Here is a 12597-nt window from a genome sequence, read left to right as displayed (position 1 = left end):
GATTTCGTCATGCTTGATCAAGCCCACATCCAGCAAGCCGCCGCCCGCCTCGACCAGGCTGAGCGTTCCCGTGAACAGGTGCGCCAGTTTTCCCTGGAACACCCGAACATCACTATTGACGATGCCTATGCCATCCAGCGCGCCTGGGTGGCACAGAAAATCAAGGACGGGCGCAAGCTGGTCGGGCACAAGATCGGCCTCACCTCCCGCGCGATGCAGGTGTCGTCGAACATCAGCGAGCCGGATTACGGCGCCCTGCTCGATGACATGTTCTTCGACGAAGGCACCGATATTCCGTTCGAGCGCTTCATCGTGCCAAGGGTGGAAGTGGAACTGGCGTTCATCCTCGGCAAGCCGCTCAAGGGGCCGAACTGCACGATCTTCGATGTGCTGGACGCCACCGAATGGGTGATCCCGGCCCTGGAGATCATCGACGCCCGCATCCAGCAGATCGATCCGCACACCAACGCCACGCGCAAGGTGTTCGACACCATTTCCGACAACGCCGCCAATGCCGGCGTAGTCATGGGCGGCCGCGCCGTACGCCCCACCGAGATCGACCTGCGCAAGGTGCCGGCGGTGTTGTACCGCAACGGAGTGATCGAAGAGTCCGGGGTGTCGGCTGCCGTGCTCAACCACCCGGCCAAGGGCGTGGCCTGGCTGGCGAACAAACTGGCGCCCTACGACGTGACCTTGCAACCCGGCCAAATCATCCTCGGCGGCTCCTTTACCCGCCCGGTGGCGGCGAATCCGGGCGACACCTTCCATGTCGACTACGACATGCTCGGTTCCATCTCCTGCCGCTTTGTCTGAATACTGGAGGACTGCTTCATGGACATGCCCATCAACCGCTTCAAGCAGCGCCTGCAACGTGGCGAAACCCAGATCGGCCTGTGGCTCGGTTTGGCCGACGCCTATTGCGCCGAACTGGCGGCGAATGCCGGGTTCGACTGGCTGCTGATCGACGGCGAGCACGCACCCAATGACCTGCGCGGCATGCTCGGCCAGTTGCAGGCCGTTGCGCCTTACGACAGCCAACCGGTGATTCGCCCGGTGATCGGCGATACCGCGCTGATCAAGCAGGTGCTGGATATTGGCGTGCAGACGCTGTTGGTGCCGATGGTAGAGACGGCAGAGCAGGCTCAACAGTTAGTGCGGGCCGTGCGCTATCCGCCCTTTGGCGTACGGGGCGTTGGCAGTGCGCTGGCACGGGCTTCGCGCTGGAACAGCATTCCGGGTTATCTGGATGAAGCGGATGCCCAGATGTGCCTGCTGGTGCAGATCGAGAACCGTGAAGGCCTGGACAACCTCGACCTGATTGCTGCGGTTGAAGGGGTGGACGGGGTGTTTATCGGGCCGGCGGATTTGAGTGCGGCCATGGGGCATCGGGGGAATCCCGGGCATCCCGAGGTACAGGCGGCGATTGAGGACGCGATTGGGCGGATTCAAAAGGCTGGCAAGGCGGCTGGGATCCTGAGTGCGGATGAGAAATTGGCGCGGCGGTACATCGAGTTGGGGGCGGCGTTTGTGGCGGTGGGGGTGGATACGACGGTGCTGATGCGCGGGTTGCAGGGGTTGGCTGCCAAGTTCAAAGACACCGCAACACCTGCGACTACCGGCGGCGTGTACTAACTCTTTGAAACGACAAAGATCCAAAATGTGGGAGCGGGCTTGCTCGCGAAAGCGGTGTATCAGTGCCAGATTTGTTGGCTGACCCACCGCATTCGCGAGCAAGCCCGCTCCCACATTTGGATCGGCGGTGTGTCAGCGTTTGATGGTTTTCAACTCATCCAACAACCTCAACAACACCTGCAACTTCTCCTCCCCAAACTGCTCCTGCAACCGCTGGTAATTCTCCTCCATGCACTGGCTCATCGACTCGAAACTGGCCTTGCCCTTCTCCGCCAGCGTCACCAGCACCCGCCGCTGATCCTGCTCGGCCTTGCGCCGGTGCACCATCCCGGCCGCTTCCATGCGCACCAGCACGCCGGTCATGCTCGGTTTGAGAATGCACGCCAGTTCCGCCAGTTGGTAAATCTCCAGCTCGTCATGCTGGCTGAGAATTCGAATAACTCGCCACTGCTGCTCGGTCAGCCCATGCTCATTCAGCGAGGGCCGGAAAAAACTCATGGCCGCTTCACGGGCCTGCAACAGGGTCAAGGTCAGGGATTGTCTGGGTTTCAACATAGGCTCAGGGTCACGATAGATTTAGTTAATGTTTTAACGAAACTCTAACACTCTCCTCCCCGCCTCACGCTATAACTTGTGAACCCGGCGAAGGCTCTGGCGCGCAGGATCAAAAAGCCCGGCACACAGAATCAAGACATCCAGCGCGCCAACGCCCTTAATACACTCATTAGCTCTTCACTGTCAGGCAGCGCAATGATCAATATCGAAACGCCGACCTATTACACGGCAACCAAGAAATACAACCTCAGCTTCCCCACCCTGGAACAGGATGTGGAAGCCGACGTGGTGATCATCGGCGGTGGCTTTTCCGGGATCAACACCGCCCTGGAACTCGCCGAAAAAGGCATCACCAACATCGTCGTGCTGGAAGCGCGTTACCTGGGCTTTGGCGGCACCGGGCGCAACGGTGGGCAGATCATGGCCGGCATCGGCCACGACCTGGAGAAGATCAAGAAGGACGTGGGTGAAGACGGCCTGCGTCAGATCTTCGAGATCAGCGACCTGGGCGCCGACATCATCAAGAATCGCATCGCCAAGTACGACATCGATGCCGACTTCTGCCATGGCTACGGCTACATGGGCTTCAACGCCCGCCAGGAAAAGACCCTGCGCGCCTGGGAAAAAGACTTCAAGTCCATCAACACCCAACACGAGATCCGCTTCCTTGGCGGTTCCGACGTGAAGCAGATCATCGGCTCCGACGCCTACAGCAGCGCCCTGCTGCACATGGGCGGCGGGCATGTGCACTCGTTGAACCTACTGCTGGGCGAGGCCAAGGCCTTGGCCGGCCACGGCGTGCAGATTTTCGAGAACAGCCCGGCATTGGAAGTCAGCTACGGCGAACGCATCACCGTGCGCACCGGCCGCGGTTCGGTCAAGGCCAGCAAGCTGTTGTGGGCCTGCGACAGTTTCCTCAACAAACTGGAACCGGAACTGCACCGCTCGACCATCAACACCTATGCGTTCCAGATGATGACCGAGCCGTTGTCCGAAGAACTGATCAACCGCATCAGCCCGATTCGCGGGGCCTACAGCGACATTCGCCCGGTGATCGACTACTACCGCGTCACCAACGAAAACCGTCTGCTGTTCGGGGCCGCCACGCCGTTGGTGGAGCACATTCCCGGCGATTTGAAAGCCTGGAACCGCAACCTGATGCTGAAGATCTTCCCGTACCTCAAGGACGTGAAGATCGACCTGGCCTGGGGCGGCCCGATGGCCTGCAGCCCGAACCTGTTCCCGCAGATCGGCACCCTGCCCGGGCGCAGCAACGCGTTCTATGTGCAGGGCTATTCAGGCTTCGGCGTGACGCCGAGCCACATCATCTGCAAGGTGCTGGCCGAAGGCATGAGCGAAGGCTCGGCGCGGTATGACCTGGTCAGCTCGATCCATCGCCCGACCATCATCGGCAAGGACGCGATCCGCCCGCTGCTGCTCACCGCCGGCAAGTCCTGGCACCAGCTCTCCGGTTATTGGAACGGCCGCCGCTAAAGCCCGACACCTGACACTAACACCTGACACCTAACACCTGACACCTAACACCTGACACCTAATACCTGACACCTGACACCTGTAGGAGCGAGCTTGCTCGCGAAAAACCCGAGGGCACCGCGTTCATCCAGGACGCCAACGTCATCGTTGACGACCTTCGCGAGCAAGCTCGCTCCTACAGTTGATCGCTAATTTTTTCTCATCAGGAGCAACTGCCATGACCCTCGTTACCCTCAAAAAAGACATCCAGCTATCCGAACTCGACGCCTGGGGCACCGTCGCCGATCTCGGTTCGACCATCCTCGAAGGCGAAGTCCGGGCCTTCGGCAAAATGACCTTCGGTGCCCCCACCGACCCGGTCAGCAGCGCCTATTTCGGCACTACCCAAGGCAAATTCCGCATGGTCTATCCCTTCGCCGAACAAGCCACCGTGGTCACCGGCGAGGTGGTGCTCACCGATGAATCCACCGGCCAGAGCACCCGCTACCAGGCCGGCGACAGCTGGTTCGTGACCAAGGGCACTCCCGTGCTGTGGGAAGTGGTCAGCGAAAGTTTCGTCAAACACTACTTCGCCGTGGTGTGATGGCCCCGGCTGCCGCACCCGTCGGCAGCCTTTTGGCGCAGGTGACCTACCATGCACGCCCTCCCCGTCCACGAAGTCGCCGGCCAGTGCCTGCAGGCTTTCACCCGCTTGATTCCGGTCAGCCAGGCCGCGTTCTACTGTGTCGACCGCCACCTGCAAGCCCGGGATTTCCAGTTGCACGGCATGAGCGGCGAGATGCACCGCGACTACCTGGACAACTACCGCCAATTCGACCCGTTGCAACCACGCAACTGCCTGTCCAGTGGCTTGGCGGTGGTGCCGCTGGGTTTTGCCATGGCCCGCCAGCCGGTGCGGGATACTCGGCGCTATGGGGATTTTCTGCGGCGCTATGGCGTGGTGGATGTGGTGGAAATCCTCGCCCAGCGTGGCGGCCAGCCCCAGGCGGCGATTTCGTTGCTGCGCACCGCCGACCAGGGCGCCTTCACCGGCGAGCAACTGGCCCAACTCAACGCCCTGCAAACCTTGCTGCAGCTGGCCGTGGCCAATATGCAACCCGCTGAAGATGCACTGGCCAACCTCACGCCCAAGGAGCGCCAGATCGCCCTGTTGTTGCGCCAGGGTGCCAGCAACAAACAGCTGGCCCGGGAGCTGGAAGTCGGCCTGCCCACCATCAAGACCCACCTGATCAACCTGTTTCGCAAGACCGGCGTCAGCAGCCGCACCGAGCTGGTGGGCAGCCTGTTTCTGTAGCCCGCCTCAACCATCCGGTTGATACCCGGGCCTGCTCCCGAGCGCGATGATCCGAGGTGTTCATCCACCCAACCGGAGCATCGCAAATGACCACACCTTCTGACTGGATCACCGTGGGAGCCCTGGCCGACGGCTTCGCCCCCGAAGCGTTTATCCTGCCGAACCTGGCGGACCTGAGCGGCAAGACCTTCACGCTGTATTTCGCTAATGGCTGGCAGATCGAGCACCGTTTCGAGCGCGACAGTCTGTCCTGGGTCGCGGCCGACGGTCACTCCAGCGGCAGCGCATCCTACCGCGCGACCTCGGTGCGCCCCGGCTTGTACCTGGTGGATTTCATCAAACGCGAAGGCGCCCAAGCCTGGTCGGTCAGCCTGGTGCTCGACACCGCCAGCGCCTCGTTCACCGCCGTGCTCGGGCGCATGCCCACCCAGGAACAAACCCGCGAAGGCCTTTACAGCCGCGCCCTGGCCGGCAAACCGCTGACTTCAGTGGAGGTGGAATTCCTCCACGGCAGCCTCGACCGCCCCTGGCAAGCCGGCCAGTGCCCCCACGCGCCCACCACCGAACTGACCGGCCTGCGCAACCAGTACCGCTACAGCCCGAGCGAGGTCTACGAGCACATCTACCTCAACCACCAGTTCTACGCCTGGCAATGCCTCAAGGGCGTCGAGCAAGGCCTGTGCGACACCGACCGCTGCCATTACTACAAGATCGCCGACCAGTTGTACCTGTTCGTCTGGCGCGAAAAAATCATCCCCACCCTTGGCCTGGTGCTGATCGACCTGCAACAGCACCGCAGCGATGGCAAGATCTTCGGCTATGCCGGGGCGGCTTTCGATGAGCTGTCGAACTTCCCCATCAGCTCCTACTGCCAGGTACTCAACCGCACGGAGCATCCCGATGACTGAGCCGCGCACGATTGTGATCACCGGGGCCGGCACGGGCATCGGTGCCGCGTGCGCCCGGCTGTACGCCGCCGAGGGTGCGCATGTGGTGCTGATCGGCCGTCGTCGCGAGCCGCTGGAGCAGGTCGCGGGGGAAACCGGAGGTTTGGTGCTGGTGGGTGATGCGGCCTGCCCTGTCACGTGGGCGGGCTTTGTGGAGCAGATTCGCCAGCGCTTCGGGCGGATCGACGTGCTGCTGGCCTGCGCGGGCGGCCATGGCATGGGCAGCGCCACCAACACCAGCCCGCAGACCTGGGAAGCGGCGCTGCGCAGCAACCTCGACAGCGCTTTCTACAGCGCGCGGGCGTGTTTGCCGCTGCTGCTGGAGAGTGGCGGGAACATCGTGCTGATGGGTTCGATTGCCTCACTGGCCGCCGGGCCCGAAGTGTGCGGCTACACCACAGCCAAACATGCATTGCTTGGGCTCAACCGTTCGCTGGCCCGGGATTACGGCCCGCGCGGGGTGCGGGTAAATGCGGTATGCCCGGGCTGGGTGCGCACGCCGATGGCGGATGAAGAAATGCAGCCGTTGATGGATTTTCATGGCGTGACACTGCAAAACGCCTACGACCGGGTGTGCGCCGACGTGCCGTTGCGACGCCCCGCCAGCGCTGAAGAAATCGCCAGGGTGTGCCGCTTCCTCGCGTCCAGTGAAGCGTCGATCATTACGGGTGCGGCGCTGGTGGCGGACGGTGGTTCGAGCATCGTCGATGTACCGACGTTGGCCTACGCGCATATGGAGCTGAATCATGGATGAGGACCTGGATTTCAGCGGGCGCAGCGTATTGGTGACGGGTGGCGCCCAGGGCATCGGTCGGGCCATCGTCGAAGCCTTTGCGCTGCGAGGTGCGCGGGTGATGATCGCCGATCTGCAACTGGCCCAGGCACTCGCGCTGGAACTGTGCGGGCGCGGCTGCCAGGTGGAAGCGGTGACTGTGGATCTGGCGGATGCGGCTGCGGTTTTCGCGCTGATTGCAGGGCTGGAACAAGGTTGGGGGCGGCTGGATATTCTGGTGCATAACGCCGGGTATTTTCCGCTGACGCCCTTTGCCGAAATCACTCCGGCGATGCTCGACCGCACCTTGGCGGTCAATCTCTCGGCGTTGTTCTGGCTGACCCAGGCGGCATTGCCCATGTTCCGTCGCCAGGGCCAGGGCTGCGTGCTGGTCACATCTTCAGTCACTGGGCCGAGGGTGGCCTTTCCGGGCCTGAGTCACTATGCGGCGTCGAAGGCCGGGGTCAACGGGTTCATTCGCAATGCCGCGCTGGAGCTGGCCGCTCTGAATGTGCGAGTCAACGGGGTGGAACCCGGCATGATCGCCACGCCCGCCATGGGCAATCTGGGGGATGATCAGGTGAACGCACAGATCGCCAGCCGGGTGCCGCTGGGACGGTTGGGTGCGCCAGCGGATATTGCCGGGGCGATGCTGTTTCTGGCATCGGACCTGGCGGGTTACATCACCGGGCAAACGCTGGTGGTGGACGGCGGCTCGACCTTGCCGGAGGTTTAACGAAACGTCCTACCGAACGGCCAGATAACCTCTACTCCCCCGCCTTGAGAACCGCTGCAAAGTCCCTCGCCTGATCACACAGTGCGAGGGAACGCCGATGCTTTTTCCGATTAATGCCCTGCCCGATGGGGCTGTCTCTTGATTCCCGCCATAGGCTTTCTGGTCGTGGCGGCGATGGACCCGAAGACGCGCGACGTCGACGGGGTTCTCAACGACTTCACGCACTGCCTGAACACCTACGACGCCTGGGCCGAAAGCTTCTGGAGCTTTTCGGCGCTGGATGTCGAGCAGGTGTTCAAGGTGGGGGATGAAGTTGCGCTGGTTGCGCCCATCACCCGTTCTCTTTATCCCAGCAGCACCGTCGCGACCTGCAAAGCCAACGCGTCGTTGAAGCTGGTGCATATGTTCCAGAGCACGCGGTTCGTGCCCATCGGCAATACGCCAGTGATGCTGCAGGAAGTCGCGCAAGACGGTGGCCCCCTCGGCGACCCCATCCATAAAACCATCGGCCCCAGCGGCATTCTCGAAGTCACCGAGTGCACCGTCGACCGGCAGTACCGGGTCAGCTTTTACCCCAACGTTTCCAAGGACCACGTCAAGGCGCTGTATGCCTCCTATCAGTCCGAGATCAGCTCGCTGGAAGGTCGCTTGCGTGACGAGTGGACGAGCACATTCAAGCCGATATGGGAGAGCTATTCCAAGGCTGACTTTGTCGATCGGTACACCTCGCTGCAACAGGCGTACGCGCAAGGCTTTGGCAACGTGCTTTACGGTCTGTGGGACGGTATTGCGCAACTGTACCAGTGGCTGGCAGATATCAAGCCCAACAGCGAAAAGCTGCTGCAGTACCTCTCCCAGGCCGAGCTTGGAGCGCTGCTGCAGCTCAGTAATGAGGCGATTGCCAAAGGGTTGCTGATCCTGAGTGATGAACCGTTGCTGTTCATCTACCTGTCCGCAATGGTCAGTTGGATGCGCATGCTGCCACCGCATTACATGCTTGAGTTGCTCGGGGAAATCACCACCGAGGTGCTGCTCAACCTGCTGTTGCTATGGGCTACCGGTGGCATGGGTGTGGCGGTGCGCTTGGGTGCGCAGGTGCTGGGCAAGGTCAAGTCCGAGCAGGCACGGGAGTGGTTGGAGCAGATTGCCAAGCTGGGTGGTACGGCCCCGCTGGATGGGCATGCGGAGGTACTTAAGCCGTTATCACTTCAGAGTCATGCAGTGCCGGTGAAGGCGGCGGCGGTGCCGTTGAAGGCTGGCGTGGAGGAAATTTCGAACCCGGCACCGATGGTGCGGGAGCCCAAGACGGCGCGAACAGCGCTGGTGAAGCAGGAGCCCGTGGATGATGTCCCTGCTTCTGCGAAAAACCCCAACGGGGATGCTTCGGTCTGTTCGGCAAATACCTGTACCAATGGCTGCCCGGTGTCGATGGTTACCGGTGAGGAACTGCTGACTCTCACAGACGGCTCGTTGGAAGGTGTGCTGCCGTTTGCCTGGACGCGACTGTATCGCAGCAGTGCCGTGGAAGTGGATTGCGGGTTGGGGTTTGGCTGGAGTCATTCGCTGGCTCAGCGCTTGGTAGTGAGCGGTGAATCGGTGGTGTGGACCGATCACGAAAACCGCAGCACCACCTTTCCCCTGCCCTCTGCTGCGCGGCCGGCCATCACTAATAGCCTGGCGGAAGCGGCGATTTATCTGGGCGCTTTGCCTGATGAGTTGGTACTGGCTCAGGCGTCGCTTTTCTACCACTTCCGCAACGGTGTGCTGACGTCGATCAGCGATGCGTACGACAACCGACTGCGCATTTCCCGAGACTATTCCGGGCGGATTCAGCGGATCGATAACCACGTTGGTCAGGGATTGCTACTGCGGTATGACCGTGGACACATCGTTGCGGTCGACTATCAGGTGCAGCGGGAACTCGGCTGGGTTACTGAGCAGAACGTTGTTTCCTACAAGTATGACGATGTGTGGCGGTTGGTTGAGGCGACCAACGCTGTCGGCGAAAGCGAACGTTATCGCTACGACGATCAGCAGGTGATCCTGGAGCGGGAACTGGCCGGTGGGGCGAGTTTCTTCTGGGAGTGGGAACGGACTGGCAAGGCTGCAAGGTGTGTCCGGCACTGGGCCAGCTTTTCGCAGATGGACACGCGGTATGTGTGGGACGACAACGGCACTGTCACCGTGCACAACGCCGATGGCAGCCAGGAAGTCTACGTTCACGACCAGCGCGCACGGCTGGTGCAGCGAATCGATCCGGACGGCGCGCAGCACTTCAAATCCTACGATGAAAAAGGCCGGCTGACGGTCGAGCAGGACCCGCTGGGAGCGGTGACGGCGTATCAGTACGACGAAGCCGGTCGGTTGATTGCGCTGTTTCCCGGTGACGATGCACCCACGTCCTACGAGCATGACAACGGGTTCGTACGGGTTGTACGCCGTGGTGACGCGGTGTGGAAATACCAGCGCAACGATCAGGGCGATATCACCCGTAAGACCGATCCGGACGGCAATTACACCGAATACACCTACACCAAACACGGAAAGCTCACCGGCGTCTGGTATCCGGACAACAGCAGCCAGCGGTTGATCTGGAACGAGCGTGGCCAGCTCACCGAAGAGAAGCTGGCGAATGGCGGAGTGCGGCGTTATTGCTATGACGACCTGGGGCGGCAGGTGGCTTGCGAGGATGAGCATGGCGCGCTGACCCTGTATCAGTGGGACGCCGTGGGCCGCTTGCTGAACGTGATTCAGCCGGGCGGCGCCACGCGCGAATTCAGCTACAACCCGTACGGAAAAATCACTGCCGAGCGTGACGAGCTGGGTCGGGTTACTCGCTATGAGTATGCCGACGGCCTGCATCTGATCAGCCGTCGGATAAATCCCGACGGCACGCAGCTCAAATACCGCTACGACAATGTTCGGTTGTTACTCACCGAAATCGAAAACGAGGTTGGGGAAACCTATCGGCTCGAGTACCACGCCAATGGCCTGATCCAGCAGGAGACCGGCTTTGATGGGCGCCGCACCGCCTATGCCTACGACCTCGCCGGGCACCTGCTGGAAAAGACCGAATACGGCGACGACGGCAGTCAGCTGGTTACCGGTTATGCGCGCGATGCGGCCGGTCGCCTCGTAAGGAAAACCCTTCCCGACCGCAGCATTGTCGATTACACCTACGACCGCCTCGGCAACCTTCTCAGCGTCGACGACGGAAATTGGCCGCTCCACTACGAATACGACCTGCAAAACCGCCTCACTGCCGAGCACCAGGGCTGGGGGACGCTGCGCTACCGCTACGACGAATGCGGGCAACTCAACTACCTGCGCCTGCCCGATAACAACCGCCTCGCTTTCCACCACGAAAAAGGCGGCGACCTCGCCACCGTCGAGGTGAACGGCAAACCGCTCACCTCGCACCTGTTCAAATCCGGCCGTGAACACCAGCGCCAGCAAGGCCAACTTCTCAGCCACTACCACCACGACGACCAGGGCCGCCTGCACGCCCACGCCATCACCCAACAAGAACAACGCCACCAACGCCGCCAATACGACTACGACAAACGCGGCAACCTGACCCGCATCCTCGACACCCGTAAAGGCCAGCACGACTACCACTACGACCCGCTCGACCGCCTGACCCGCGCCAACCATTCGCACGATCTGCAAGAACGCTTCGTCCATGACCCGGCGGGCAACCTGCTGATGCAAGACCGCGTCGGTCCCAGCATCGTCAAAGGCAACCGCCTGTTGATGCAAGGCGACCGTCATTACGACTACGACGCCTTCGGCAACCTCCTGCGTGAACGCCGGGGCCGCGCTCAAAAACTGGTCACCGAATACCGCTACGACTGCCAGCACCGCCTGATCGGCGTCACCCAACCGGACGGTACCGAGGCCGCATATCGCTACGACCCGTTTGGACGGCGCATCGCCAAAGTCGTCAACGGCGAGACCACCGAATTCTTCTGGCAAGGCGACACCCTGATCGCCGAACACAGCACCGATCACCACCAAAGCTACCTCTACGAACCCAACAGCTTCCGCCCGTTAGCGCTGCTCAAAGGCTACGGCCCGGAAGACGTAAAACCCTTCCACTACCAACTTGACCACCTCGGCACCCCACAGGAACTCACCGCGCCCGACGGCGAAATCGTCTGGTCCGCCCACTACCGCGCCTACGGCCAAATCGCGAAGCTGGACGTCAACACCATCATCAACCCACTGCGCTTCCAGGGCCAATACTTCGACCCGGAAAGCGGGCTGCACTACAACCGCCATCGCTACTACAATCCGGACATTGGCCGCTATCTGACGCCTGATCCGGTGAAGCTGGCGGGTGGACTGAACGGATACCAGTACGTGCCCAACCCGACGGGGTGGGTAGATCCGTTGGGGTTAAGCTGTAAAGCTACAGCCTGCCCAGGCCAAATAGTCGCCGATGGGCCTTATAGCGAAATTGTTCCTGGTGGAGGTTTAGCTGCTCACGAAGCTGCCGGAGGACATTTGATGCAAAAGCACATTGGTAGAACTGACCAACAACTGGCAACACGTCTTAAAAATGAGCCTCATGTGCCTACGGCATCTACCTTCCCTGATCGCGCGACAGCCGAGTCAGCTATATCAAGCGTGATAGCAGGCAACAAAACCAAAATAAATTCGTTCGTTAAAGGAAAAGACAAAAAAATTGTTATTACTCAAAAGCCTCCTCAACCAGTTGGAACCAGCCTGAAGCGAGGTGCAAAAACAACCGTCCCCGGACGGGAGATCTACCTGATTTTGTACAAAGATAAAAGCATGCCCGATGGCTATAGAATTCAGACCGGATATCCGAATCCATGAATAACGATTATTCACAGCTGCAGCAACTTCTCGCGGGTTACTTCAATCAGGATTGGGTTGATGAGTTTGATAGTGCGGACGATGTGATCCTAAGCTTTATAGCTGAATCCTCAACAGAAACTTTTAAAACCGCACACCTTGAGTTAAAAGCCCTTTTACATGCCAACAAGACGGAGCAAGCGTTACAGCATTTTTTATTCTCAGATATTGGCTGTGGCTACTATTATCCTCACGATTGGAAAAGCGGGAAATTGTGGCTGGAGCACATTGACGCGCTTTTGAACCAAAGAGGCGAATAACTTCGATCTTTTAAGATATTTATAAT

General features: G+C 60.5%; 11 protein-coding genes. 10 read left to right on the top strand and 1 reads right to left on the bottom strand.

Annotated elements, in window-relative coordinates:
• The first annotated feature begins 9 nt into the window (after window positions 1–9).
• Complete coding sequence (gene hpaH, locus AU074_RS19085) at window positions 10–813, top strand: 2-oxo-hept-4-ene-1,7-dioate hydratase (protein WP_076016040.1); 804 nt, start codon at window positions 10–12, stop codon at window positions 811–813.
• 18 nt (window positions 814–831) lie between these two features.
• The gene (hpaI, locus tag AU074_RS19080) at window positions 832–1632 is read left to right on the top strand and encodes a 4-hydroxy-2-oxoheptanedioate aldolase (RefSeq protein ID WP_076016039.1); all 801 of its coding nucleotides are present in this window, start codon (window positions 832–834) and stop codon (window positions 1630–1632) included.
• A 132-nt stretch (window positions 1633–1764) separates the two neighbouring features.
• Here hpaI and hpaR read toward each other — a convergent pair whose 3' ends face one another.
• Window positions 1765–2187 carry a homoprotocatechuate degradation operon regulator HpaR gene (gene hpaR, locus AU074_RS19075; protein WP_076016038.1) on the bottom strand — a complete coding sequence of 141 codons (423 nt, stop codon included), beginning with the start codon at window positions 2185–2187 and terminating at the stop codon, window positions 1765–1767.
• A 195-nt stretch (window positions 2188–2382) separates the two neighbouring features.
• On the opposite strand from hpaR, the gene AU074_RS19070 reads away from it, so the two are divergent.
• The 8 genes from AU074_RS19070 (at window position 2383) to AU074_RS19035 (ending at window position 12571) form a co-directional block, all read left to right on the top strand.
• On the top strand, window positions 2383–3681 hold the full coding sequence (locus tag AU074_RS19070; protein ID WP_076016037.1) for an FAD-binding oxidoreductase: 1299 nt from the start codon (window positions 2383–2385) through the stop codon (window positions 3679–3681).
• A gap of 217 nt (window positions 3682–3898) precedes the next feature.
• Window positions 3899–4264, top strand: coding sequence for a cupin domain-containing protein (locus AU074_RS19065; protein WP_076016036.1), 366 nt, complete (start codon window positions 3899–3901; stop codon window positions 4262–4264).
• Window positions 4265–4315: 51 nt separating this feature from the next.
• Window positions 4316–4975, top strand: coding sequence for a LuxR C-terminal-related transcriptional regulator (locus AU074_RS19060; RefSeq protein ID WP_076016035.1), 660 nt, complete (start codon window positions 4316–4318; stop codon window positions 4973–4975).
• Between the two features lie 86 nt (window positions 4976–5061).
• Window positions 5062–5883: a molybdenum cofactor biosynthesis F family protein gene (locus AU074_RS19055; protein WP_076016034.1), complete on the top strand. Its 822-nt coding sequence runs from the start codon at window positions 5062–5064 to the stop codon at window positions 5881–5883.
• On the top strand, window positions 5876–6676 hold the full coding sequence (locus tag AU074_RS19050; RefSeq protein WP_076016033.1) for an SDR family NAD(P)-dependent oxidoreductase: 801 nt from the start codon (window positions 5876–5878) through the stop codon (window positions 6674–6676). Before AU074_RS19055 ends, AU074_RS19050 begins: the two co-directional genes overlap by 8 nt.
• A complete protein-coding gene (locus AU074_RS19045) occupies window positions 6669–7430 on the top strand; it encodes an SDR family oxidoreductase (protein ID WP_076016032.1) in 762 nt (253 codons plus the stop codon). The genes AU074_RS19050 and AU074_RS19045 overlap by 8 nt, the downstream gene beginning before the upstream one ends.
• Before the next feature lie 174 nt (window positions 7431–7604).
• The gene (locus AU074_RS19040; protein ID WP_076016031.1) at window positions 7605–12272 is read left to right on the top strand and encodes an RNase A-like domain-containing protein; all 4668 of its coding nucleotides are present in this window, start codon (window positions 7605–7607) and stop codon (window positions 12270–12272) included.
• Window positions 12269–12571, top strand: coding sequence for a contact-dependent growth inhibition system immunity protein (locus AU074_RS19035; RefSeq protein ID WP_076016030.1), 303 nt, complete (start codon window positions 12269–12271; stop codon window positions 12569–12571). Before AU074_RS19040 ends, AU074_RS19035 begins: the two co-directional genes overlap by 4 nt.
• Window positions 12572–12597 lie beyond the last annotated feature (26 nt).

The sequence above is a fragment of the Pseudomonas sp. ATCC PTA-122608 genome (assembly GCF_001952855.1).
Classification (GTDB): Bacteria; Pseudomonadota; Gammaproteobacteria; order Pseudomonadales; family Pseudomonadaceae; genus Aquipseudomonas.
Note: the sequence above shows the minus strand (reverse complement) of the source record. Positions and strands in the feature narration are given on the sequence as shown.